Origin of the sequence: Halalkalibacter akibai JCM 9157 (assembly GCF_000513135.1) — a bacterium.
In the GTDB taxonomy this organism is placed as follows: Bacteria; Bacillota; Bacilli; order Bacillales; family Bacillaceae_D; genus Halalkalibacter; species Halalkalibacter akibai.
Genome location: NZ_BAUV01000002.1, coordinates 1 through 23,139 on the forward strand (window position 1 = coordinate 1; position 23,139 = coordinate 23,139).

A 23,139-nucleotide genomic window follows, 5' to 3' on the forward strand; every position below is an offset into this window, starting at 1 on the left:
CTATGAAAACAGCTTGAATATTAAATGACTTATATGTTGATAAAGAAGCAAGAAAACAAGGAGTAGGAGAAATGCTCTTACATAAAGCTAAAGAATACGGAAATTGAAACAGGTGCAAATAGCCTTAGTCTCAGTACAGCACCAGATAATTATTCTGCACAAAGATTATATGAAAGAAATGGATACAAAAAGGATTCTCTATTTTATCATTTTGAATTAGATTTAGCTGAATAAACCTTCTTCAACTAACATGAAAATAAACTTCTGTAACTTAGGAAAAACGGCAATACTAAAGAAGACGCAGCTCATTCATTTTTTTAAAAGGGGAGAGCGCCTGTTTCGTTTAGATGAAAAAGTACGCTCTGGAATTTCTACCTTTGCAAATTTGGCTTCAAAGGACGAAATTGAAGAAGGTTGTAATAAGTTGAAAATGGACATTGAAACTAAGAAAATAGAAAATGTTTTAAATAAATATAGTAGCAATTTAGGTGATTATATTTATGTAGTTGCTGAGAAGAAATAGAAAATCTTGTTGAACTAACGGAGGCGTTAGTAAAATTACGGGCTGTAAGAGATGCAGCTCGTTTTTTTTTATACCCACTTATTGGAAGATGATGTTAAACTAAAGGGCAGTTTATTGCAAGAAGGGTTGTTTTTATTATGGAGGAATCTATTAAGAAAAGGGTGGTTTAAAAATGAAGTTGAGAGTATTGTTTGGTATTTTACTTATTGTTATTTTGACGGCTTGTTCTTCAACGACACAAACGGTTATTTCCGATGAAGTAATCTTTTATGGGGAAGGAGAATACTGGAATGTTAGTTACATATTCAATTCAGGATTGTATGAAGAGAAAAAAATAAATTGGGTTGAAATCGAAACAAAAGGTTTTGAGCTAACACAGGAAGAAATTGAGAATATTGACATTGAATTTGAAGGTAGAGATGGTTTGATTACAGGTAATGTGGGAGATATGGAAACGAAAATTGAGGGTAATGCTATCTCTTTTTTAGTTGGTACTGTTAATTTTGAAACATATGAAGAAGATGAATATAAAATCACTATTAACTTCAAAGATAAACACGATTTTATAAAGTTGCAGATAAAACGTTGATATTCAACTAACGGAATCGATAGCTTAATAAAGGTTATCGCCGTCTTCCCTGTTGAAGTTACGAGGCAGTTTAGTCGAAGATATATTTGTAATCACTAAACTTTTTTGAAATAATGGGAAAGTTCCCCAATAACCTTGTAATACGATGTACTTTGTATTACTATATTCAATATAATATTTTGTATTTTTTAGGAGGACAAGTCGTATGGACAAAGAGATGATGAAAGGAAGCATTGATATTTTAATATTATCAGTAGTGAACCGTAGTGATTCATATGGATATGAAATTGTAAAAATATTAAAGCAACAAAGTGATAACGTTTATGATATGAGCGAGGGAACTTTATATCCAGCTTTAAAGAGATTGGAGAATAAAGACTTTATAGAAGCTTATTGGGGAGAATCTAATGAAGGTGGGAGAAGAAAGTATTATCGTATTACTGAAAACGGTAAAAAGGAACTAACTAGAAAAGTAAGCCAGTGGAAAGAAATTAATATATTAGTTTCCAAAGTTACGGAGGGATGGTATGAGTTATATTAACCATTACTTAGAGAAATTGACTTCAGGTCTCAATTGTGATGAAAAGACGAAACAAGATTTGCTTGATGAGTTCAGTGACCATTTATTTTTATTGAAGAAGGAGTATTTAGAACAAGGTCTGTCAGATGAAAATGCTGAAAAATGTGCTGTTTTAGACTTTGGAGAACAATCGCATATTCAGAGTGAATTAGAAAAGACATTAAATCCATTTAATAAAATTTTAAAGGGAACCATCTGGTTAACTTTTTGTGTTTACATATGGTTTATTGTGATGGTTGCATTTATTGGGAAGTTCGACGTATTAGTTAATCATGATAGAGGCGTTACTTTGAGGTTTGATTGGGGTATTTATTCCAACCACAATCTAATTCCTCTTAAAAACATTCATAATGAGATTTACCAATCTATATTTTGGGTAAGTACAAGGAACGTCTTTGATATAACTTTTTTTACAACAATACTCGGTGGAATGTTAATGTTTATTCCTTTAGGAATTTTCCTTTTTATTTTGTTTAAGATTAATACCTTTGCAAAAGCAATATTGTATGTTCTTTTAGTTGGCATAATGATAGAAGGAGTACAGCTTCTGACGGGTACAGGTACGTTGAATGTAAATGATGTTTTCTTTTATTTAATAGGTTCAACAATAGGTTGGTTTCTGTTGAACATTATTAGAAAATTAAATTTAACCAAGGTAGGAAAGGGTCACAGTTTAATATACAGATAAAATAAAAGTAATAACCTCTGTTTAATTATTAATTGTTTCTTAAACTAACGGAAGCGATAGCTTAATAAAGGTTATCGCTTATCCCTGTTGACGTAACGGGCAGTTTAATTGAGGAAAGATTATAACGAAATTTATAAATACGATAATTCAAAAGAAGTTAAGGGGGGAATTGTAGGTGGAAAGTAAAATTGAAGTGTATGAAAAGAAATCTCAATATTTCAGCCCCAATAAACACTTTATTTCACGTATTCAAGAAATGGAGAAGAAATCAGTTTATGGGGCTAAGGTTGCCCAAAAATGGACTGAAATTTTAAATAAATCTCTTAATAGTGAAACTTACCCTGTAAATCATCCGATTGGGCAGGAAACATTTTCGTTATATGCAGAGTATCCAACTGGTGTATTTGAATATGCTTTAGACATTGACGGTGCTACTTCACTTATAAAAGAAAGATGTATTAAGCCAGTACAGTTTACTCCGTCAAACATAATTGATGCTGTTGACCAAGGTAACATAAATAAAGACCCAAATCGGATAAAACCAAACCATAAAAACCCTGTAATCGTACTTCAGAGTCGGTATCTAACTGATAACAAACCTTATTGTATTAATGGAAACCATAGAATATTTGAAGCATATCGAAATAACGATACACAAATAGATGTTTTTCTATTTAAAGATTTGGAGTTTGTACCTTTCTTTTATGACATTCTAAGTAAAGCAACTTACTTTTTTGAGATTGATTACAAGTATGTAGTTTCTGATGAAAGATACATACAAAGCAAAAAAGGTGCATTTGTATATGAATTTTAATTGATTGGAGATAAAGGTTTATTCAACAAACGGATGCGATTGTTTAACAGGAACAGTCGCTTTTCACTAAAGGAGGAGAATAGTTATTTTTCTATTAACTAAAAAAGGAAAAATGGAATATTGAGGATAAAATATAAATAAGTTTTTTTATGAATTGATAAAAAAAGACACTATGGTCCCTATCCCTTATGTGTTGTCAAAAATTCAATCCCCTATAAATGATTATTAAAACTGAAAGAGGCGATAAAATGTAGGTTTTCCCTTTTAAATGTGTAAACAGGCAAATTCTTATCGAATATTGTTATAAACATTTTTAAGGGGATAGGGATATGAATAATAAGAATGTTTCTTTTCGTTTTCTTTGGATTGGTCAGACATTTGCCAATCTAGGTGATGTTTTATATATCGTTGGTTTAATTACGTTAATTTATCAGTTAACAGGCTCTGCTATGTACATGAGTATGGTTCCCTTTTTTATTACTATGTCACAATTTCTAAGTGGAGTATTTGCCCCTCTTATCATTGACAGGATTCGTTTAAGAGGTATTTTAGCGTTTTCCCAATCTGGAAAAACATGCTTGTTGTTCATACTAGGATGGTCATTGTTTAGTAGTTTCTCATATCAAAACATTACAGTCGTTTTTTTGTTAGTATTTATGATTTCATTTTTAGATGGTTGGTCAACACCTGTTAGAAATACAATGGTTCCTCTTTTGGTACAACAAGTTGACTTAGTGAAAGCAAATAGTTTTTTATCTATATTAGACCAAACGATTAGACTTGGAGCATGGTCTGTTGGTGGTGTCCTCGTGGTCTGGTTGGGGAACTATCAAGTAATCTATATTACTGTTTTTTTATATTTTGTTTCAAGTATTATGATGTTCATGATTAAAGAAATTCATCTTAATAATCATTTTAAAGAAACAAACCAAACCTCTCTTCCGAAAACGAACTGGGTCAAAATAAAAGAAGGATGGGTTTTTATTTGGAAAACGCCTGCTGTACGAACGATTAATATAATGGGTGTAATGGAGTCTCTTGCCAGCGCTGTTTGGGTGGCGGCAATCATTTATATCTATGTCGAAGAAGTATTAAAAGCGGGTGAAGAATGGTGGGGCTATATTAACGCTTGTTTTTTTCTGGGATTGATTATTGGTGGGTTTATTAGTTTAAGGTATAATCGCCTCGTAACCGAGCATTTGAGTCATGTTATTGTTGTTGGAACACTTATTGCGAGCGTATTTACTTTTGTGTTTGCAGTTAATTCGATACCTTGGTTAATATTAATTCTTTCTATCTTGATTGGTTTTGGAGAACAATTGGGGGGAATCGCTCAACAAACCACGGTTCAGAAAAGCACCCCGCACAAAGAATTGCCAAAGGTTTATTCTGCTCAATATGCACTTCAATTGGTGACTTACGCTATCTCAGTTCTATTATTAGGCTATCTTACTGAATTATGGGGTGTCAAAATGTCATTCTTACTAGCATCTTTCTTGTTATTTACATCCTTTATGTTTTCATTTTTAAATAGAAAACATTTGAATGCCGTAGTAAAAAAACAAGTATCGACTTAATTTCTTAGAGAGCTTGGAGAATTACTAAGCTCTTTCTCTTTTATCCTAGAGTTAAGTTTGTGAAGTTTTGTACTAAAAGTAACGGGAGCATTCCTTTAAGAAGGGATGCTTTTTCTATGTAATTTCCATAGAATGAATGTAAAATTAAAGAACAATATAAATCACTAATTTGGTAATATTTCACCTGTCGAGGACATCTCTTATTAAGAGGAGGGATTTACATGAAAAGAACTTATATAATTGGCTTGGGTGGGGCTGTAATCTGTGCAACTATATTATCTTTTACCGTGTTTGGCAGCCAGACGAATAGTAACATGGAGGAAGTATTAGATGAAGAAATCATTTTTTATAGTGACGGAATTGTAGTAGATGAAGAATATATGAATGAACTGCAAATTGGAACCATGGAATTAGCTAAGTTTATCGGAGAAAAGTTACAGGACACTGACATAAAGGTGAAGCAAATTGAGCTTGACCTTCCTAATTTACCAAATCGACGTATTCACATTGAAGAACTGACAGCTAAAGTTGAGAATAGCGAAGAGACGGTTAATGAAATAATGAAATCAGCAATAGCAGAAGGTATTGTTCGAGATGATGAACCTTATGAGATAATTGTAAAAAAAGAAAATTAAAGCAGTTCTAACTTTTTTGAGATTCCATATTCTTTTTCTTCTTCAACTAACGGATGCTTTAGTTGAACAAGAGCTATCATTTATAACCGATCTTTTACTGCGTAATACAACCAAACTTTTAATTAAATAATCATTTGAAGAGATCACTCTTATTAGGGTGGTCCTTTTTCGTACTAGACCATTACTGTGCAACAAGTGTATTCACTTTCATATGACTTTGAGAACGACTACACTTAAACTAACAGCTTTAGTTTAATAAGGATTCATATCCAAAGTCAGCATATTCTGTTGGCTTTTTTTATTTTGTCTTGGGAAGTGATTTAGTGTAGAAGTAGGATCATAATTTTCGGTAACTAATTTTAAAATAGCTTTTAAAGGATATATATCCTTTTTTGTCGAATATCAACAAAAAATACGACCAAAAGGAGAGGCAAATGAGTTACTTAATTTTTATAGATACTAATGTTGTGCATAACGATTTTTTCTTTAAAAGTAGCGCTATTAAAAAATTATTGAAGTTCACTAATCATGAACCAGTTAAACTTTGCATTACTCAATTCAACTATAACGAAATCATAAAAAAGTATAGAGATAACGTTAGACCTGCAATAAAAGAAGTGCGACAGGTTAGAAATAGTGTAAGCAAAAGGATGGAAGAATTAGGAATTGACGAATTGTTTGATATGGAGAAACTAAGGGCAGAAAAGTATGTTGAGAATTATAAGCAATTTCTAGATGAGACGATTGAAAATAATAATATACAAATAGTTGGTTATCCAACTGGAGAACATGTTACTGCTCAAATATCAGAGAAATACTTTAACGTAATTAAACCTTTCGGTGAAGGTAAAATATCCTTTCAAGATGCAATTATTTGGGAAAGTATTGTTGAATATTGTAAAAATGAAGATCCAGAGACTGTAGTGTTCATTTCAAACAATACTACAGATTTTGCTGATAATAGTAAAAATAAAATACACAGTGATATAGAAGATGATATTTGCGGACTGCTTTATTACAATTCAGTTGGTGCATTTCTTGAACACGAAGAAGATAACTTACATGATTACTTTATCGATAATTATGAATTTGATAAAGAACTATTGGAAAGCGAATTAAGGACCTTTTTCGATGGAAATTCTCTTATAGATTATTCAATCCATGATCTCCTAATGAATTCAGAGTTTGAAGGAGAATACTTTAGCGGATGGGGTACCGACGGTTACATTGATGAGATGGACTTCGAGATACTTGAAGTTACTTTTGATATCGAAGAGAATGAATTATTAATCTCATTTGGAATAGAGTTAAGTGTTAGTTTTAGTATAGAAACGATTGACCCATCTTACGAAAGAGGTGATTCTGGAGACGGGATGCTGTCGGAAAGCAGTTGTACAGATATATATCTACTGGGAGATATAACATATTCTCTTAATGAAGGGACAATGTCTGACTATGTAGAGAAAGAAATAGATTTTCTATAAGTATCTTAGATGATGTACAAGAATTATAGAAGAGTGCGAGCAACATGAAATATTTTTGGTCTAATAGAGAGTCCCTTTGCTGCACAGTACAACTATACTGCGCCTAAAATAAAATTTATTTAACTATGTGAACAATAATTAAAGTAACGGGAGCTTGAGATTAAAATGGATTCACAAAAAGCATTGGATTAAATCCAATGCTTTTCTGATGTTAAGTTTAGTTAACTATGCTTAAATTAGAACTACTATTTATCCGTAAATCATGTTCTCTTCTAATGTACAAAAACAGTTAAAACCCATACCTGTTTTAGGTTATAAATTTCTTCCCAAAAACCCATAATGTAGCAAAATGAGCTTTTTAAAAGACGCTCCTCTTCTGACATTAGAATAGAAATTCTTATGCACTTGAGAGCCTTAAAGAAGGTTAAGAAGGATGTATCTCTTCACGATCCTATTGGAACGGACAAAGAAGGGAATGAGATCACGTTAATTGATGTGCTGCAAGAAGAAGGCGATGATATCGTGGATGTGATCCAAACGAACATGGAGAAGACTCAAATCTATAAATTCATTCATGTGTTAGATGACAGAGAAAAAGAGGTCATTGTAGGGCGTTTCGGCTTGAACTTGGAAGAAGAGCGCACCCAGCGAGAGATCGCGAAAGAATTAGGAATCTCTAGAAGCTATGTATCTAGAATTGAGAAAAGAGCGTTAATGAAATTGTTTCATGAGTTTTATAAGCAGAGTCAAGGGAAGAGCTAATGATTATTGAAGGGCGATCGATAAAAAGTCGATCGTCCTACTTTTAATTGCCTTAAAGAAGAGTTATGTATAGGATTAGTGAAAAAGAACAGTTTCATATGTAGAAATATTTTTGGACAAATTTAGAAAGATTGAATTTGATTTGATAATGGGAGTGCAGGCATCTTCATAGAAGATGCCTGTTTAATTTTCTCTAAGGTTATGTCTAATCGTGTTCAACTTACCTCGACTGTCTGGTTTCATAGAAAATCGAAATATGAATAGTTAAAGACAGATTTTCTTAAGTTGAAATAAAAAGATTAGAATAACTACACTATGTTTAACCAGCTATGTTACAGGCAAATAAGTTAATAAGTGACTCATTTTAATTTCTCTAGTTTCATAGGAATGAATAAAGTGTTTCGGACAAGGGGGATCAAATGCAAAATATCAAAGATACTGTTAAAGAAGTTGTTTACGCTATCATTCCGTTGTCTTTAGTCGTTATTGTTTTACAGATTACAATCATAGGAATGCCGACTGAAGTGTTTGTTCAATTTCTAATTGGGGTTGTTATGGTTTCAATTGGATTGATTTTATTTTTATTAGGTGTTCATATAGGTTTATTACCAGTTGGTGAGATGATTGGAGCTGCCTTACCGAAAATGGGGAAAGCCTGGTTAGTTGTCTTTTTTGGCTTCCTTCTCGGTTTTGTTGCGACTGTGGCAGAACCAGATGTACGAGTGTTGGCCTTACAAGTTGACATAGTGTCGGACGGTGTTATCTCTAGTAACCTTCTGATATATACAGTAGCATTGGGTGTTGCTATTTTTGTAGGCTTAGCCATGCTAAGAATTTTACTGAAAATCCCCATTACTTATTTACTAATTGGAGGATATGGCTTGGTCTTTCTACTAGCTTCATTTACTCCTGCTCATTTTGTACCTATTTCGTTTGATGCTGGTGGTGTGACAACTGGACCGATGACAGTACCGTTTATCCTTGCTCTGGGTGTTGGGGTTGCCTCGGTACTAAGAGGTAAATCTGCCTCAACGGACGGCTTTGGTTTAGTCGCCTTAGCATCCATTGGTCCTATTTTAGCTGTTTTAATGCTAGGGGTGGTGTATGGATGATAAACATTTTTGAAGGGTTTGGCCATGTTTTATATGAAGTAGCTATTGCCCTAATTCCTCTAGTTATTTTCTTCTTATTCTTTCAATTCTTCATCTTAAAGTTACCTATGAAAAAGCTAGTTGATATTCTCAAGGGGATTTTCTTAACATTCTGGGGATTAGCCTTTTTCCTGCAGGGAGTTCATATTGGATTTTTACCAGCTGGTGAAGCGATGGGATCCATACTCGGTCAAATGGAACATTTATGGATGCTGATTCCAATTGGATTTATCTTAGGATTTGTGGCCACATTTGCCGAACCCGCAGTTAGAATATTAAACCATGAAGTCGAGAAGGTCTCTGGAGGCTATATACCTCAGAGAGTGATGTTATATACATTATCAATTGGTGTAGCCATTTCAATTGCCTTATCTTTACTCCGAATTTTATTAGGGATTCCATTATGGTACTTTATTATTCCAGGATATTTGTTAGCCCTTCTGATGATCCGCTTTTCTAGTCGGACGTTCACGGCAATTGCATTTGATTCAGGTGGAGTGGCTACAGGGCCGATGACCGTTACATTTATTGTCGCAATGGCAGTGGGGATAGCTACAGTTATAGAAGGAAGGGATCCGCTACTTGATGGTTTTGGGATGATTGCATTAGTTGCCCTTTCTCCCATATTATCTGTTTTAACATTAGGTTTACTCTATGGTCGAAAGGAGAAAGAGAATGATCGAACATTTGAATCTGACTCATAAACTACTTGTTACAATTGTTAAAAAAGGAGTCGCGTCTAAAGTTGTAAAGGCGACGAAAGAAGCAGGGGCAGAAGGCGGAACAATCCTATTTGGACGTGGCACTGGGATTCATGAGAAGAAAAAATTCTTAGGAATCTCTGTAGAACCAGAGAAGGAAGTAATTTTAACATTAGTGCCGAAAGATAAAGTCGATCTGATTCTAGAAGCTGTCGAGAAAGCAGGAAAGTTAGATAAGCCTGGAAATGGAATAGGCTTTATTGTAGATGTAAAAAGAGTAGCTGGAATCGTACACTTATTAAAACTCCAAAATTAAAATAATAATCAAGGAGGCTAAGTATGGACACGCCTATTAAATATAATTTGATCGTAACAGTGGTAAATAAAGGCTATTCAGAAAAAGTAGTAGAAGCAACTAAGAAAGCGGGAGCAGAAGGTGGAACAATTATTTACGGACGAGGTACTGGTATTCATGAGCAAGCAAAACTATTTTCCATTGCCATAGAACCTGAAAAAGAACTTGTATTAACTTTGATCGATAGAGAAAAAACGGATGCAGTTTTGGAAACAATATTAATAGAAGCAGAATTAAATAAACCAGGAAAAGGAATTGCTTTTGTTTTAGAAGTAGAGCGTACGATAGGAATTAATCATATACTTAATAGCCTAGTCAATAAAGAAGGTGGTAATAAAAATGCCGATCGTAGCTGATTTTTATCAGAAGATCACAAAGCAAGCTAGTACAGTATTACAACATGATCTAATTGACGTAGTTAGAACAAAGATGTCAGAGCGAGATCCTATCTATCGCTCTGTATATGTTGTAGATCAGAACAATAAACTTTTGGGCATAATCACATTAAGGGAAATCTTAAAAGTGTTAGCAATTCGCAAGGGAGTAAGCGGGAATAGAAGTCTTTCTAGAGGGAAGTTACTTGATTATATTTCCCAAGGTACGCCCGCTGGTGACGTGATGAAAGCTCCAATTTCGGTTAGGAAAACCAACACTTTAGAAGAGGCTCTTGAGTTAATGGTCCGTCATGACATTGAGGAAATTCCTGTAGTAGATGCCCAGGGGAAAGTAATAGGTGATTTAAATGCTTTTGAATTAGTGAGAGAAATGGAATAGAATTGTTTTCTCTAACAAAGTTGGTGGTGAATGTGTGAATAAAGTATTAGATTATATTTTGTTAACAATTGGCTCAATTATTGTTGCGGTAGGTCTGGAATTGATATTAGCTCCCAATGGCTTAGTGGATGGAGGAGTTACAGCTATCTCTATTATGACGAATGCCATTATAAACGTTCCTATTTGGATGACGTTTATTTTATTAAATATTCCCTCTCTAATTATTGCTGGGAAGTACATGGGTAAAAAATTTGTTGTTAGAACAATATATGCCAATATCATCACATCAATTGCTTTGATTTACTTTGCGCCTTTTCCCCCAATCACTACGTCTGAAGTGTTAATCGTGCTGTATGGCGGACTTCTACTTGGAGTTGGGATTGGTTTAGTTGTTAAAGTGGGAGGAGCGATTGACGGGACAGAGATGCTCGCAATATGGGCGAATAATAAATACCATATCCCGATAAGTAAATTTTTATTGCTAATAAACGCTGTTATTCTATCAATTGCTGCCTTTGTCTTTTCTTTAGAACAGGCAATGTTCTCTGTTGCTGTCTTTTTCATTGTTTCAAAAGTTATTGATTTTATATTAGATGGAATTAATCAAGGGAAATCAGTAATGATTATATCAGATAAACCTCAAGAAATAGGTCAAAAGCTAAATGAAAACCTAGGCATAACTATTACATACCTCAATGGAAAAGGAGGATATTCTGGGGAACAAATGCAATTGATATACTGTATTACGGATAGGTTTATGTATCCAAAACTCAAAGAAACCGTTTTGTCTGTTGATAAAGGAGCTATTTTAGAAGCTTCATTTGTAACTGAAACAACAGGAATAAAGAGAAAGTCATTGTTGGAGCACAAGTAAAAAAACGATCTTACCCATTACTAATTTGTTGAAAATATGCTGAATAAGGGGTAAAGGAAATAGTAACAGGAAAAAAATGTTACTTGTTCTAATACCCCTAGGGGAAAACAAGTGAGAGTGGTTTATTCTTTTCTAAATGGTGTAGGTGAATAGCAATGCCTAAGGTAGTAAAAGACAACTTAATTATCACCTATTATTACTAATCGAGAATAGTATATGAGTTGGTTTGATTAGCTATAATAACATCATTTTCAATCCACTCTTCTAGCGTGGCGTTAAAAAGTTTCGGCATTGCTAAAGGAAAACCATGACCAATACTAGCAACTATAAGACCTTTACAATTAGAATTACTCTCCATAATTTCTTTCATTGAGTCTTTCATGATCTTTCTCTCTTTCTCTCCTGCGGTAACTAATATTTTACTACTAGAATCCTTAAAATTCTTAGGGATCTTAAATGACATGTTTTCGTTCATAATTCTTATAAAAGCATCCTTGTTCATTCGACAGCTTTCAAGATAATAAATGTCTTGGTAATCACCATTTATGTACATTGACTTTGCTTGAATTTTAGAAAATGTTTTTAATTTTACAAGTGGGAATGCAAACATCATTGATTTGGTTAGAGTATTAGCGAAAGGAACTTTTTTAACTAAAGCGCTGTTAATCATAGCGAAATCAATCAAATTAGGTTTCTGACTTAGCATAGCAATCAGAACTTGAGCACCTAACGAGAAACCTATTGCTATCACACGTTTACCTTTGCCCTTCTCTTTAATTAATTCATTGAGCTCACTAGCAGCATCACATATGGTAAATTGTACTCCGTTTTTACTTCTTCCATGTTCAGGCATTTCTGGAACTAAGCAGTGGAATTTCGAACTAAAGTATTCGATTTGCTTATCCCACATCCAACCACTTACTCCGCCACCATGAATAAAAACCATCAATGCAGAATTAGTCTCGCCATATTCTTTATAATACAATTCAATGTCACCTCCATAATTAGTTATGTTTAGTTAAGGGATAATTAAATCTATCTTTATCAAAGCTATTGCACTAAATGGCTAGTTGAACAGAAAAAAACATATTAAAGTTTAATAAACAAGCTTAAGGCATTATAGCCTCAAGCTTAATGTGGTCCTATTTTTTGTTAAGTTCTATTCTGCAGCTTCTTTAAGAACTGGATCTTCAGAACGTTTCTGATCAAGTAGATTTTTTAACTGTTGTTTACTATGTTTTGACACTAGAACATATAAGATGTCCCCTGAAAAAATTCGGGTTTCACCATAAGGTGTGATGAGGTTTCCATTTCTTATAATTGCATTTACAAGAACGTCTTTTGGAAACATTATTTCTGCTAAAGACAGATTAACAAGCGCATTGTCTTCACTGATTTCTACCTCAATCACTTCCGCATTGGCTTTCCCGATGGATACTAACTCCAATGAATGGATAGGAGTTTCTTTTTTCGCTCCAGATAATTTAAGCTTTTCAGCAAAAAATGAAATCGTTGATCCTTGAACCAAGGCTGATGTTAACACAACGAAAAATACAACATTAAAAAATAACTGACTGTTTGAAAGACCTGAGATCATAGGGAATGTTGCTAAAACAATCGGTACCGCACCTCGGAGCCCAGCCCATGAAAGAAAGAGCTTTTCTTTTAGATCAAATCTCATTCCTATTGTTGAGATGAAAACGGCAAGGGGTCTAGCTACAAGGATTAAAATGAATGACAGGATTAGGCCTCTAACGATAATATCAAGCTGAAATAATTGAACAGGGAATACAAGTAATCCCAGGATTACAAACATTAAGATCTGCATCATCCATGCAAATCCTTCGTTGAAACGAAAGATAGAGTGGCGGTAAGTTAGTTCAGCATTTCCTAAGACAAGAGCTGCTACGTATACAGCAAGCAATCCACTTGCTCCAACTAGAGCGGTCACACTATATGTTAATAAGGCAAAAGCCATTGCAAAAACAGGATACAATCCACTTGAATCTAGGTTTATACGATTAATGGCATAGATTGCGATCTTTCCAAGTGCGAGTCCAATCAGAAGCCCCATTCCCATTTGCCAAAAGAATGACCCAACAAGTAAATAATAATTTGGTTGATCAGTCATCAATAATTGTATGAATGAAATGGTTAGAAATACAGCCATCGGATCGTTTGTACCAGATTCAGCTTCTAGTGTAGCACCCAATCTTTCTTTAAGGTTCACATTTTTTAATCCTGCAAAGACGGCGGCCGCGTCTGTTGATCCAACGATGGCACCAAATAAAAAGGCTTCTAACCAGGTCACATCTAGAATAAATTTAGCGGCTGTTGCAACGACAGCTGATGTTATTAATACTCCGAACGTAGCTAAAGACAAAGCGGGGATAGTAACTGGTTTTACAGTGGACCATTTTGTTTGTAAACCACCCTCAAAGAGGATGATAACAAGTGCAAGTATCCCGATTAGCTGAGCATATTTTGCATTATCAAAATAAATGAAGCCAATTCCATCACTACCAGCTAACATCCCAACTAACATAAAGAGAACTAGCGCGGGTACACCAAGCCGCGTGGAGAATTTTGCAGTTACTACACCAGCAATTAATAAGAGGGCAGCCATCAAGATAATATAATCAGTATTAAAAACTCCATCAAACATAGATTTTCCTCTCCTTTCTTAAAGGTTAACATCCATTAATGGTGGTTCAGCTTTTTCATCATCGTTGATTCCAATATAACGAAGGGTTGCCCCACGAGTTTCGTGATTAAAGCGCTTTTGTAAAAGAGAAACAGCTATTCCTTGCTTATAAGCATGATAACCAAATGTTTTACGTAAGGTATGAGTACCAATTTTATCGTGAATACCAGCACTCACTGCTGCTTGATTAATAATTCTATAAGCTTGCTGTCTAGTAATGGGACGTTTTTTATTTGATGACCCGAACAAAAAATCATCATGATTGAGGTTTTTCTGTTTCAAGTAACTACTGAGGGCTTGTTTCACCTTTTGGTTTAAGTAGACTCTTTCAGTTTGACATTTAGTCTTAATATTTAAAAAGTCCCGAGGTGTATCATTCTCTATTACATCGCTACATAGGAGCTCTAACATCTGACTAATACGTAAACCAGTATTAATTCCTAGTACAAATAATAAAAAATCACGTCTTGAGCGTTTGCGAAGATAGAGCTTCATTGTACGTATTTTCTCAGTATCGCGAATTGGTTCTACAAATTCCATTGATTAACCCCCCTTTGGAGTTTACATATTCATATTATAACATAGATTTATGTAACATTTAGGCGTTTACACCCAATTCAGATAACTTTAGTTATTTTAATTTAATTGTAATGATTTAAATGTTAGCTGTACAGGTAAGTGGGATCATCTTACAATGATGATTAGACATTATTACTCTTATAGGGGATGTAAAACATGTGGAAGAAAAAACGCTATTTAATGGTGAGTCTTATTTGTCTTTTGTTATTTATAGTAGTGGCTGAATTAGTTAGAGGTGGATACACTCGTTATTTTGATGAATTTATTAGAGGATTAAAAATCTTAGATTTTGAATTCGTAATTTGGTTAATGATAATCATGACGGAGATTGCTTCAGCTGAAGCTTTTTTGTTGGTAACGACATTACTATTAATTCTCTTCTGGATGAAGGGACGAAGAAATATATTCCTGTTCTTTTTTACACTGTCAGCAGGTGGAGTCTTCATGAATTTTACTTTGAAAATGATCTACCAACGTGACCGTCCAAACGAAGCGATTGATATTGAGGTATTTGGAAATTCTCTACACATGATTTCCTATAGTTTTCCTAGTGGGCACACAATGAGAGGAATGATTCTGTTTATGTTCCTTCTCTACTTAAGTAAATATTTATCTAAGAAAATTCTAAGACAAATGTTCATTTCAATATCGCTATTTTCAATTATTAGCATTCCTCTTAGCAGAATTGTTTTGGATGTACATTTTACTTCAGATATTCTTGCTGCTGCTCTAATTTCAGTTGGTTGGTTTTATGGTTGCCTTTTTTTATTTGAGAAAAAATTAAAAGTTGTAGGTAGATGATTGAAGGATTATAGTAAGAAGTTTGAACCTTAAATTAAAGAGATACTTAAATAAACGCACACTTATACCATTTTTTGTTATGAAATGCTTTCTAAAACCCCATAATGTAGATGAATGAGCCGTTTTAGAAAGCGCCCCTCTGACATTAGAGTAGAAATCCTAATGCACCTTAGAGCCTTAAAGAAGGTCAAGAAAGACGTTTCTCTCCACGATCCGATTGGGACGGATAAAGAGGGGAATGAAATTACGTTAATTGATGTTCTGCAAGAAGAAGGCGATGATATCGTTGATGTGATTCAAACGAATATGGAGAAGACGCAGATTTATAAGTTCATCCATGTCTTAGATGATCGTGAAAAAGAAGTGATTGTGGGTCGTTTCGGGTTGAACTTGGAAGAAGAGCGAACCCAACGTGAGATCGCGAAAGAATTGGGGATCTCTAGAAGCTATGTTTCTCGCATTGAAAAGCGAGCGTTAATGAAGCTGTTTCATGAGTTTTATAAGCAGAGTCAGGGGAAGAGCTAACTAAAGTATTGAAAAAGGGCGACCGAGAGAAACAGGTCGTCCTTCTTTTATTGTTAATGAAGTTAGATGTTATGATTAAAATAAGAAAATTAATTAAAAAATAGAAAAACTTCAGTATTATGGTATTAAGTGAAATTAAATAGATGGGAGAGGCAAAATAAATGAAAACAAGTTTTTGGCTAGAAAATTCTGGACAAATGGAGGAAAAACGAATGTAAACTCTTATTCAGTCAATTTTCCTAATGTCTGGTCGGATAACCACATAAGATTAGATATTAAAGGGGAAATCAATGAATAACTGGAATAAGGGCCAGCAGGAAGTAATTGAGGAATTTATAGCCACTTGATCGCAACAAATATATGAATGTAAATTACAGATTAAAGGAGTGGTGAGAAAATATCCTTAATACCAATTGATAAATTAAAATAAATGCTGAGCTATTTAAATGTAAATTAGGTAAAGAAAGACTTATTTAAAGATATAGTGTTTGGATAGTACAATTTAATAGGCATTTTCTTTGTAAAACAGAGAATGCCTATTAAAAATGAAATTAAGACAAAAACTAGACTTCTATACTCATAATGAGGGCAATTTCCAATAAGGATTCCTTTTTAGCACAGGAAGTATTATAAGAAATCAAGTAGTGCTGTTGCAATAGAGAAGTAAATTAACAACCCAAGAATATCATTAACCGTTGTAATAAATGGACCCGATGCAATAGCTGGATCTAACTTCAATTTATTAATGACAAGCGGAACCGTTGCCCCAATAACAGTTGCAACACTTAATGTACAGAAAATAGAGAAACCAACAATTAATGCTAACACCCAGTGACCGTACATGATGGTTACAGTTACACTTAAAACGGCCATACAAATTAAACCGAGCATGATTCCAGTTCCTAGTTCACGTTTGACCATCTTACCGATACTTCCTCTTTTGATTGTTCCAAGTGCTAGACCACGAACAGCAACTGCTAACGATTGTGTACCGGTATTCCCAGCGGAGTCCATAATAAGTGGGATAAAGACTGCCAATAACACAATTTCTTCTAGTGTCTCTTCAAATTGTCCAATAACTCCTGCTGTAATTAAACCAAAAAACATTAGCATAATGATCCAGGGAGAACGCTTTTTAGCTGCAGTAAAGGAGCTAACATTGACATCAGTTGCTCCCTTAGCAGCTGAAATTTCACCTAAGTCTTCCGTAGCTTCTTCTTCAAGAATATCAATAACATCATCGAAAGTAATGATTCCAACAAGGTGATTTTGCTTTGAAACAACGGGTGCTGCTAAGAAATCATATTTCTTAATTAGTTTTGCTACATCCTCTTGGTCCATATCATCTGTTACAGAGACAACTCTCGTACTCATAATTTCCTCTATCACTTCTGTTGGTTGAGCTGTAATAAGGTCTCTAAGAGAAATAACCCCAACCAATTTTTCTAAATGGTCAACTACATATAAATAGTAGATGGTTTCAGCATCGGGAGCATCATTTCTTAGTTTTTCAATAACATCCGAAACGATGTCTGTAGATGAAATGCTAACAAATTCTTTTGTCATAACGGCTCCAGCTGTTTCTGGTGCATATGACATTAATTCTTTAACATCTTCAGCTTCTTCTTTGTTCATTTTCTTTAGAATATCTTCTGCTTTTCTACCTGTCATAACAGCCAAGAAGTCAGCGACATCATCTGCGAACATATTGTTAAACATCTCTGAAGAATAGTTCTCATCAAGTTCTTGATAGATTCGTTTTTGATGGTCAATTTCTAAGCCTTCGAAAATATGAGAGAAGTCTTCTGGAGTTAAGTATTCATATACTCTTTCCCTTGTATCATCTTTTAATTTTACAAAAATATCGACTTGATCAGTAGGATGTAATTCTAGAAATGTTTCACGAAATTGAACACGATCTCCCGCTTGAAGTGTATCTAAAATGAGCTGCTCATATTGCTCGCGATTTTGTTCATCTAATTTAACCATGGTGATCCTCCTTAATTGAGGAGTTCTTGAGCTTCGTAGGTAAAGACAAGATGTGAGTGAACTCCTGTTACGTGTATTCTTTTTCTGAACTGCCAATTTATGCAATGAATTGGAAGGATTGCTTTCCTTTCCCATTCCACATCACTGCTAAAATAAAACACCTCCCACGAATGGGAGGTGTTTTGTAAAAAACTATATGCCAAAAAAGACAAGCCGTTATACTCCTCCATTCGTAGAGCTTTAGCACTGTGCGGCATAGGACGAATCCAGCTACGTTAAAAACCACCTTATGTCGATAGTTCTTGTTGACCCATTGGCGTCTTTGGACATTTTTGGGCAGCAGCGTATCTCCAGCACAGGAGCCTCACCTAACGAGGTATTATTTAGTTAGAGTTGACTTTAGCCAAAATCATTGCTGTCAACAAATTATATGTTAGTAGAAAAATTGTTGTGAACCATGAAAGAATTAATTAATGCCTGTTTTGACATGCAAAGACTCTCGCTTTACATGAGTGTGCTAATAATATTGTGGCCATTCAATAAGAAATTTTGCGATATTGATTCTTCTTCATGACATGAATTGAATTTCATGTCAATTTTTTGTGCGTTAAAAAAGAACAAATAAAATGACTCAGGTTCAGGACTACTATCCAATTCAAATCACCCCCAGCTACAATTTGGTTAACAGTGACCTCGTATTCTGTCATGCTCAAAAAGAAAACAAAAAAGACACCTTCAACGAATGAAGATGTCTTGTGCACAGCAAAATTTAGCAGAGTTCTACTCTAACAAAAACAAGTCAAAGTAAGACACAGCAAAAAAAGCGTCCAGTTTCCTCCATTCGTAGAGCTTTAGCACTGTGCGGCATAGGATAAATCCAGCTACATTAAAAACCACCTTATGTCGATGGTTCCTGTTGACCCATTGGCGTCTTTGGACGTTTTTGGGCAGCAGCGTATCTCCAGCACAGGAGCCTCACCTAACGAGGTATTCAGTTAACAACAGAACTTAGCATAACAGGAGTAAATTAATACTGTCAATAAAAATTTAATCTCTAATGAATTATCATGGATATCTTAACATTGTTTTAACATAGATCAAATAGGCTTTACTAAGATTTTTCTACTCTATCAGAAATTTTTTGGGTTTTCAATAATGACAAGGGGGAAGAGCTAACTAGGATATTAAAAATGAACGAATCAGGTCGTTCTTCTCAAAATGTCTGAATGGGATTAAAGGTGAGAACTCCCCTAAAGCGGCACAAGATTTATTCTGAGAAATCCATTCTATCTTTAGGGGAGCATAGAATAAGTCGACATAATTAGTTACTTAAGTTTTATGTCAGAAGATGAAAACAGATCCTATTGGGTTATATTACCTCTTTCCCTGTATTTTCATCTGTGGTTTTTATAGATGTTTTCATGTTTACTAAGGCATAGGCAGTTATCCAAGAGGTAATTGGAATAATGAGCGTTATTCCAATACCAGCACAAAATATCGTTATCATTTCCGCACTAAATATTTTTGAATTAACTATTTCACCAAGGGAGTAGGATAAATCTATAAACCATATAAACAGCGCTAGATATCCTCCAAAAAAAGCAAAAAATATCGTATTTGTACTTGTTCCTAGAATATCTCGACCGATTCTCAACCCAAATCCAAATAAATCCTTTCTACTGATCAGAGGATGATGATGATGTAATTCATACATAGGTGATGCTACAGCGATAGCGGTATCAGTGATAGCTCCTATCGTAGTCATGATGATCAAAGAAACCATAATTTTGACAAAATCGATACCAACATAAAAGGAAAACATGCTAAGTTCCTCTATCTCTTCTTCTCCGAACCCGTAAATCATCGACTTCTCCGTTACAATGAAAATAAAGAAAAATAAAATGACAATGGTAATCATAGTGGAAATGTATGCTGATATTGTTTTTTTGTTAATTCCATTAATAAAAAACAAATTGATGCAGCTAATGATGGTGCAGGCAACGAACGTGATAATAATTGGATTATTGGATGGACTTAACAAAAAAATGATCGTACATAAAATTATGCCAATATTAAAAAATAAAGCTAGAAAAGAACGTACTCCTTTTTTTCCACCGATTAATGTCATTAAGATAAATAAAATAGCAGCTAGCAACAATAGAACATTCATGAATTTGCTCTCTTTCTTTTCACAAAATAAATAGCCGTATATAGCCCAATTGGAATGGTTATGACAATCCCGATACCACCAGCTAATGCTCTTGCCAATTCTAAAGAAAGATTTATAGAAAGGGTAAACCCAAGTGACGACATATTCATTAAATAGAGAATAATAATGGGAATTGATCCACTAACATAGGCAAAAAATAATATATTTGTCATCGTTCCCATAATGTCCCTTCCAATTTCTAGGCCTGAATGTATCAGAGATTTCACTGAAATGTTATGGTCTTTTTCATATAGCCCAAAAATCGAAGAAGACATTGTAATAGCGACATCCATAACAGCTCCTAGAGATCCTATAAACAACCCTGCTAGAAAAACGGTTTGATATGATCGAGTAATAAATTGTAGTTCTTCATATCGAAGCCCTTGCCCTGAAGTTACTGATAAAGCAAAACAGGTGATGAGCAATGAAAGAAACGTACCTATCAAAGTTGCTATAATTGCTGCATATGTTTTTTCATTTAGACCGTTTACGAGTAGTAGCGAGATGACCGTAAAAATAACAACACTTACACTAATAATTAACAATAAGCTCCAGTTGGAATGATTGATATAAACATGCAAGGCATAGGTTAATAGAACTGCATTGATCAACAAACTTATCATAGAAAAAAGCCCTTGTTTTTTACCTACTATAAGTAACACAAAGAAAAATATCCAGGCAACAAGTAGAAGGTATTTATCACGTTTTACGTCTACAATGGTTCCCGTTAACTCTTCAGTTTCTGCTATCATGCCTTCGATTGATACAAATAGTTGATTTCCAACTTGAAACTCATGATCATATAACTTAGAGGTGGAGAACTTATTGACTATATGAATTATTTTCCCCTTGTCCTCTCCGTTCTTTATTTTCGCAATGAGCTCTTGCGTAGATATAACATCATTATTGTTAAATTGGTCGATTGTTTCTGTTTTGTCCTCAAGACTCGTATCTATTACTACTGCTATAGGACGTTCATATAAAAAGTGATTGTTATGGACAAAAAGAAATGTTGATATAAAACAAATGGCAATTATCATGTAAATCAATTTCTGTTTGTATGTTATCTTTTTTAATAGCTGAATGATAGAACGCAAACGAAACCTCCTAATTCAAAAGTATGCACAGCTCGACAAATGATAGTAACGTTTTACAATATACGTATTATAAATGAAAAGTCATTGTCTGTATTACTCTTTTTTCAAAAGATTTGTAGGAATGAGACCCCAGGGATCTTAATGAAGCTGTTTCATCATTTTTATAGGTGCATCAAAGGAAGAGCTAACTAGAGTATTGAAAAGAAGGCCGAGCAAGAATATTAGCTCGTCCTTCTTTTAGTTTGTATGAATAGGGTTTAAAGTCGGAGAACAATTTTAACCAAGGAGTAAATATCGAACTAATTGTATGTATGAACGAGTAATATTGAAGTTATCGGAGATACCAAATTTCACTCAAAAAAAGAATAAAATGTTACGTTACCAACCATCATGAATAGTTTAGTGATGGATGTGTAATTGATGTAGCGGAAGCTTTACAAAATGTAAGGTTGATTCAAAAACACAATTAGAACTCATCAAAAAAATATTTTGCTAACTTATCAACTTAAACAGGACTAACTATTTTGTTGTAAGTCTCATCGTCACAAATGACATATAATTTAGCATCAGGTGGCATAGGATCACTCAACCTTTTAATAATACCGAAATCTTTATGGTCAGAGATTAAGGTTGCTCCAGCCTTTTTCAAATCTTCATAAGCATCGTTGTATGTCTGCCATGAAGATTTTAAACCTATCTCCCACACATTTGCTCCATATTCTCGGCTTAAAAGTTGCATAAATAGCTTGGTTGAGCCTTGATGAAGAGCAGCTTTTGCCATTAAATCTGAAAAGGCTTCGTTTGATAGAACGAATTCATCCACATTGGCATGCTTAAAGTTGGGAACGTGCTTCTCCTTTACGATTTCGACAATGGTATAGATATTAACCTTTTTCTTTTTTGCAAAGCCTTCAATGGTCGAAGCAATAAGAAGGGACTTTCCATCCTTTGATACAGGGTCTAATGTTTGATCAGAAGCAAAAATAAGAACTGATTTTGCTTTTGAGATACTAGCCATCTCAATTACATGTTCATCAGTTGGATCGCCTTGAATATAAACAAATTTTTCATTACTATTGGGAGCTTTGGAAAAAGAATCAATTAATACAATTTCTGCGTTTGGGGTAGAAATTGAAATTTCGTGGATTGTTTTCTCAGCTTTTTTTGACCAACCTATTATCACAAAATGATTATTCCCTTTGTATCTCAATTTTCCTTCCTCCTTTAAGCGTTGGTAAATGCCAAAGCTCTCGACAATCTTACCGATAACGATACCGATTAAGCCGATACCAATCATATACAAGATGATTCCGAAGACTCTACCAGCAAATGTAAGAGGAACAAAATCACCAAATCCAGTCGTTGTAATAGTGGTCATAACCCACCATAGACCGATAAAAGGGGACTCAAATGTTTCCGGTTCAAGATAGTGAATTATAAGTGCACTACTTGCAATGAGCAAAGTCGTAAAGAATACCAACGTTAGAGTTCTAATACGAATAACAATTTTCATTAAATCAAATATAAATAAGCTAATTAACATAGGTGCCTCCATCATTTCTATATTTGATTTTTGTAGTATAACCGTTATGAAAATCATTCATGAGACAAGTTTTAATTCATCTTGATAAGGCTAGAGAATTATGAAGGAGGAGGAAGTGGAAGTAAACCTGATAAATTTGTAAACTCTGACTTTCGAAGGAAAAAAGAAAGAGGCATCTAACTCGC

At 34.2% G+C, this 23,139-nt stretch carries 22 protein-coding genes, 2 pseudogenes and 2 riboswitches; of the genes and pseudogenes, 17 read left to right on the forward strand and 7 right to left on the reverse strand.

Going from position 1 to position 23,139, the window contains the following annotated elements; all coding sequences use genetic code 11:
* The first annotated feature begins 17 nt into the window (after nt 1-17).
* From JCM9157_RS25935 to JCM9157_RS01405, 15 genes and pseudogenes are all read left to right on the forward strand, one after another.
* A complete protein-coding gene (locus tag JCM9157_RS25935; protein WP_369384680.1) occupies nt 18-107 on the forward strand; it encodes a GNAT family N-acetyltransferase in 90 nt (29 codons plus the stop codon).
* 588 nt (nt 108-695) lie between these two features.
* Nucleotides 696-1,112, forward strand: coding sequence for a hypothetical protein (locus JCM9157_RS01340; protein ID WP_035661309.1), 417 nt, complete (start codon nt 696-698; stop codon nt 1,110-1,112).
* Between the two features lie 205 nt (nt 1,113-1,317).
* Nucleotides 1,318-1,653, forward strand: a complete 336-nt coding sequence (locus JCM9157_RS01345) for a PadR family transcriptional regulator (RefSeq protein WP_035661311.1) — start codon at nt 1,318-1,320, stop codon at nt 1,651-1,653.
* Nucleotides 1,640-2,380 (forward strand): VanZ family protein, encoded by a 741-nt coding sequence (locus JCM9157_RS01350; RefSeq protein WP_035661313.1) that lies wholly within the window; start codon nt 1,640-1,642, stop codon nt 2,378-2,380. The genes JCM9157_RS01345 and JCM9157_RS01350 overlap by 14 nt, the downstream gene beginning before the upstream one ends.
* A gap of 175 nt (nt 2,381-2,555) precedes the next feature.
* A complete protein-coding gene (locus tag JCM9157_RS01355) occupies nt 2,556-3,194 on the forward strand; it encodes a hypothetical protein (RefSeq protein WP_035661315.1) in 639 nt (212 codons plus the stop codon).
* A 329-nt stretch (nt 3,195-3,523) separates the two neighbouring features.
* A complete protein-coding gene (locus tag JCM9157_RS01360) occupies nt 3,524-4,771 on the forward strand; it encodes an MFS transporter (protein ID WP_035661317.1) in 1,248 nt (415 codons plus the stop codon).
* Between the two features lie 221 nt (nt 4,772-4,992).
* Entirely contained in the window at nt 4,993-5,406 is a 414-nt protein-coding gene (locus tag JCM9157_RS01365; RefSeq protein ID WP_035661319.1) for a hypothetical protein, read from the forward strand.
* Nucleotides 5,407-5,840: 434 nt separating this feature from the next.
* The gene (locus tag JCM9157_RS01370; RefSeq protein WP_035661320.1) at nt 5,841-6,890 is read left to right on the forward strand and encodes a PIN domain-containing protein; all 1,050 of its coding nucleotides are present in this window, start codon (nt 5,841-5,843) and stop codon (nt 6,888-6,890) included.
* Nucleotides 6,891-7,271: 381 nt separating this feature from the next.
* Nucleotides 7,272-7,652, forward strand: a pseudogene (locus JCM9157_RS01375) (sigma-70 family RNA polymerase sigma factor); the annotation flags it as partial.
* A 419-nt stretch (nt 7,653-8,071) separates the two neighbouring features.
* Nucleotides 8,072-8,764 (forward strand): DUF1538 domain-containing protein, encoded by a 693-nt coding sequence (locus tag JCM9157_RS01380; protein ID WP_035661321.1) that lies wholly within the window; start codon nt 8,072-8,074, stop codon nt 8,762-8,764.
* Nucleotides 8,761-9,507, forward strand: a complete 747-nt coding sequence (locus JCM9157_RS01385) for a DUF1538 domain-containing protein (RefSeq protein ID WP_035661322.1) — start codon at nt 8,761-8,763, stop codon at nt 9,505-9,507. The genes JCM9157_RS01380 and JCM9157_RS01385 overlap by 4 nt, the downstream gene beginning before the upstream one ends.
* The gene (locus tag JCM9157_RS25080) at nt 9,479-9,820 is read left to right on the forward strand and encodes a P-II family nitrogen regulator (RefSeq protein ID WP_035661325.1); all 342 of its coding nucleotides are present in this window, start codon (nt 9,479-9,481) and stop codon (nt 9,818-9,820) included. The genes JCM9157_RS01385 and JCM9157_RS25080 overlap by 29 nt, the downstream gene beginning before the upstream one ends.
* Nucleotides 9,821-9,843: 23 nt before the next feature.
* Nucleotides 9,844-10,215, forward strand: a complete 372-nt coding sequence (locus JCM9157_RS25085) for a P-II family nitrogen regulator (protein WP_035661326.1) — start codon at nt 9,844-9,846, stop codon at nt 10,213-10,215.
* Nucleotides 10,199-10,633, forward strand: a complete 435-nt coding sequence (locus tag JCM9157_RS01400) for a CBS domain-containing protein (RefSeq protein ID WP_035661328.1) — start codon at nt 10,199-10,201, stop codon at nt 10,631-10,633. Before JCM9157_RS25085 ends, JCM9157_RS01400 begins: the two co-directional genes overlap by 17 nt.
* Before the next feature lie 34 nt (nt 10,634-10,667).
* Nucleotides 10,668-11,507 (forward strand): YitT family protein, encoded by an 840-nt coding sequence (locus tag JCM9157_RS01405; protein WP_035661329.1) that lies wholly within the window; start codon nt 10,668-10,670, stop codon nt 11,505-11,507.
* 199 nt (nt 11,508-11,706) lie between these two features.
* Here the strand turns inward: JCM9157_RS01405 and JCM9157_RS01410 are convergent, their stop codons facing one another.
* The 3 genes from JCM9157_RS01410 to JCM9157_RS01420 all read right to left on the reverse strand — a co-directional run bounded on the left by JCM9157_RS01410 (nt 11,707) and on the right by JCM9157_RS01420 (nt 14,751).
* Nucleotides 11,707-12,492: an alpha/beta fold hydrolase gene (locus JCM9157_RS01410; RefSeq protein ID WP_035661331.1), complete on the reverse strand. Its 786-nt coding sequence runs from the start codon at nt 12,490-12,492 to the stop codon at nt 11,707-11,709.
* 174 nt (nt 12,493-12,666) lie between these two features.
* The gene (locus tag JCM9157_RS01415) at nt 12,667-14,172 is read right to left on the reverse strand and encodes a potassium/proton antiporter (RefSeq protein ID WP_035661334.1); all 1,506 of its coding nucleotides are present in this window, start codon (nt 14,170-14,172) and stop codon (nt 12,667-12,669) included.
* 18 nt (nt 14,173-14,190) lie between these two features.
* Entirely contained in the window at nt 14,191-14,751 is a 561-nt protein-coding gene (locus JCM9157_RS01420; protein ID WP_035661336.1) for a tyrosine-type recombinase/integrase, read from the reverse strand.
* 195 nt (nt 14,752-14,946) lie between these two features.
* On the opposite strand from JCM9157_RS01420, the gene JCM9157_RS01425 reads away from it, so the two are divergent.
* Together JCM9157_RS01425 and JCM9157_RS01430 are read left to right on the forward strand one after the other, a co-directional pair.
* A complete protein-coding gene (locus tag JCM9157_RS01425) occupies nt 14,947-15,591 on the forward strand; it encodes a phosphatase PAP2 family protein (RefSeq protein WP_035661337.1) in 645 nt (214 codons plus the stop codon).
* Nucleotides 15,592-15,735: 144 nt separating this feature from the next.
* Nucleotides 15,736-16,116 (forward strand): annotated as a pseudogene (locus JCM9157_RS01430) (sigma-70 family RNA polymerase sigma factor); the annotation flags it as partial.
* A gap of 627 nt (nt 16,117-16,743) precedes the next feature.
* Here JCM9157_RS01430 and mgtE read toward each other — a convergent pair.
* The 4 genes from mgtE to JCM9157_RS01455 form a co-directional block, all read right to left on the reverse strand.
* A complete protein-coding gene (mgtE, locus tag JCM9157_RS01435; RefSeq protein ID WP_035661339.1) occupies nt 16,744-18,105 on the reverse strand; it encodes a magnesium transporter in 1,362 nt (453 codons plus the stop codon).
* Between the two features lie 217 nt (nt 18,106-18,322).
* A riboswitch (M-box (ykoK) riboswitch) is annotated at nt 18,323-18,488 on the reverse strand.
* A 445-nt stretch (nt 18,489-18,933) separates the two neighbouring features.
* Nucleotides 18,934-19,099, reverse strand: a riboswitch (M-box (ykoK) riboswitch).
* 375 nt (nt 19,100-19,474) lie between these two features.
* On the reverse strand, nt 19,475-20,275 hold the full coding sequence (locus JCM9157_RS01445) for a YibE/F family protein (protein WP_035661343.1): 801 nt from the start codon (nt 20,273-20,275) through the stop codon (nt 19,475-19,477).
* Nucleotides 20,272-21,354 (reverse strand): YibE/F family protein, encoded by a 1,083-nt coding sequence (locus JCM9157_RS01450; RefSeq protein ID WP_052012903.1) that lies wholly within the window; start codon nt 21,352-21,354, stop codon nt 20,272-20,274. Before JCM9157_RS01450 ends, JCM9157_RS01445 begins: the two co-directional genes overlap by 4 nt.
* Before the next feature lie 562 nt (nt 21,355-21,916).
* Nucleotides 21,917-22,954 carry an ion channel gene (locus tag JCM9157_RS01455; RefSeq protein WP_052012876.1) on the reverse strand — a complete coding sequence of 346 codons (1,038 nt, stop codon included), beginning with the start codon at nt 22,952-22,954 and terminating at the stop codon, nt 21,917-21,919.
* Nucleotides 22,955-23,139: the final 185 nt, after the last annotated feature.

Excerpts from the sequence above, each read along its gene's own strand:
- JCM9157_RS01340 (WP_035661309.1), top strand. The coding sequence starts at position 696 with ATGAAGTTGAGAGTATTGTTTGGTATTTTACTTATTGTTATTTTGACG.
- JCM9157_RS01345 (WP_035661311.1), top strand. The coding sequence starts at position 1,318 with ATGGACAAAGAGATGATGAAAGGAAGCATTGATATTTTAATATTATCA.
- JCM9157_RS01350 (WP_035661313.1), top strand. The coding sequence starts at position 1,640 with ATGAGTTATATTAACCATTACTTAGAGAAATTGACTTCAGGTCTCAAT.
- JCM9157_RS01360 (WP_035661317.1), top strand. The coding sequence starts at position 3,524 with ATGAATAATAAGAATGTTTCTTTTCGTTTTCTTTGGATTGGTCAGACA.
- JCM9157_RS01365 (WP_035661319.1), top strand. The coding sequence starts at position 4,993 with ATGAAAAGAACTTATATAATTGGCTTGGGTGGGGCTGTAATCTGTGCA.
- JCM9157_RS01370 (WP_035661320.1), top strand. The coding sequence starts at position 5,841 with ATGAGTTACTTAATTTTTATAGATACTAATGTTGTGCATAACGATTTT.
- JCM9157_RS01380 (WP_035661321.1), top strand. The coding sequence starts at position 8,072 with ATGCAAAATATCAAAGATACTGTTAAAGAAGTTGTTTACGCTATCATT.
- JCM9157_RS01385 (WP_035661322.1), top strand. The coding sequence starts at position 8,761 with ATGATAAACATTTTTGAAGGGTTTGGCCATGTTTTATATGAAGTAGCT.
- JCM9157_RS25080 (WP_035661325.1), top strand. The coding sequence starts at position 9,479 with ATGATCGAACATTTGAATCTGACTCATAAACTACTTGTTACAATTGTT.
- JCM9157_RS25085 (WP_035661326.1), top strand. The coding sequence starts at position 9,844 with ATGGACACGCCTATTAAATATAATTTGATCGTAACAGTGGTAAATAAA.
- JCM9157_RS01400 (WP_035661328.1), top strand. The coding sequence starts at position 10,199 with ATGCCGATCGTAGCTGATTTTTATCAGAAGATCACAAAGCAAGCTAGT.
- JCM9157_RS01415 (WP_035661334.1), bottom strand. The coding sequence starts at position 14,172 with ATGTTTGATGGAGTTTTTAATACTGATTATATTATCTTGATGGCTGCC.
- JCM9157_RS01420 (WP_035661336.1), bottom strand. The coding sequence starts at position 14,751 with ATGGAATTTGTAGAACCAATTCGCGATACTGAGAAAATACGTACAATG.
- JCM9157_RS01425 (WP_035661337.1), top strand. The coding sequence starts at position 14,947 with ATGTGGAAGAAAAAACGCTATTTAATGGTGAGTCTTATTTGTCTTTTG.
- mgtE (WP_035661339.1), bottom strand. The coding sequence starts at position 18,105 with ATGGTTAAATTAGATGAACAAAATCGCGAGCAATATGAGCAGCTCATT.
- JCM9157_RS01445 (WP_035661343.1), bottom strand. The coding sequence starts at position 20,275 with ATGAATGTTCTATTGTTGCTAGCTGCTATTTTATTTATCTTAATGACA.
- JCM9157_RS01450 (WP_052012903.1), bottom strand. The coding sequence starts at position 21,354 with ATGATAATTGCCATTTGTTTTATATCAACATTTCTTTTTGTCCATAAC.
- JCM9157_RS01455 (WP_052012876.1), bottom strand. The coding sequence starts at position 22,954 with ATGTTAATTAGCTTATTTATATTTGATTTAATGAAAATTGTTATTCGT.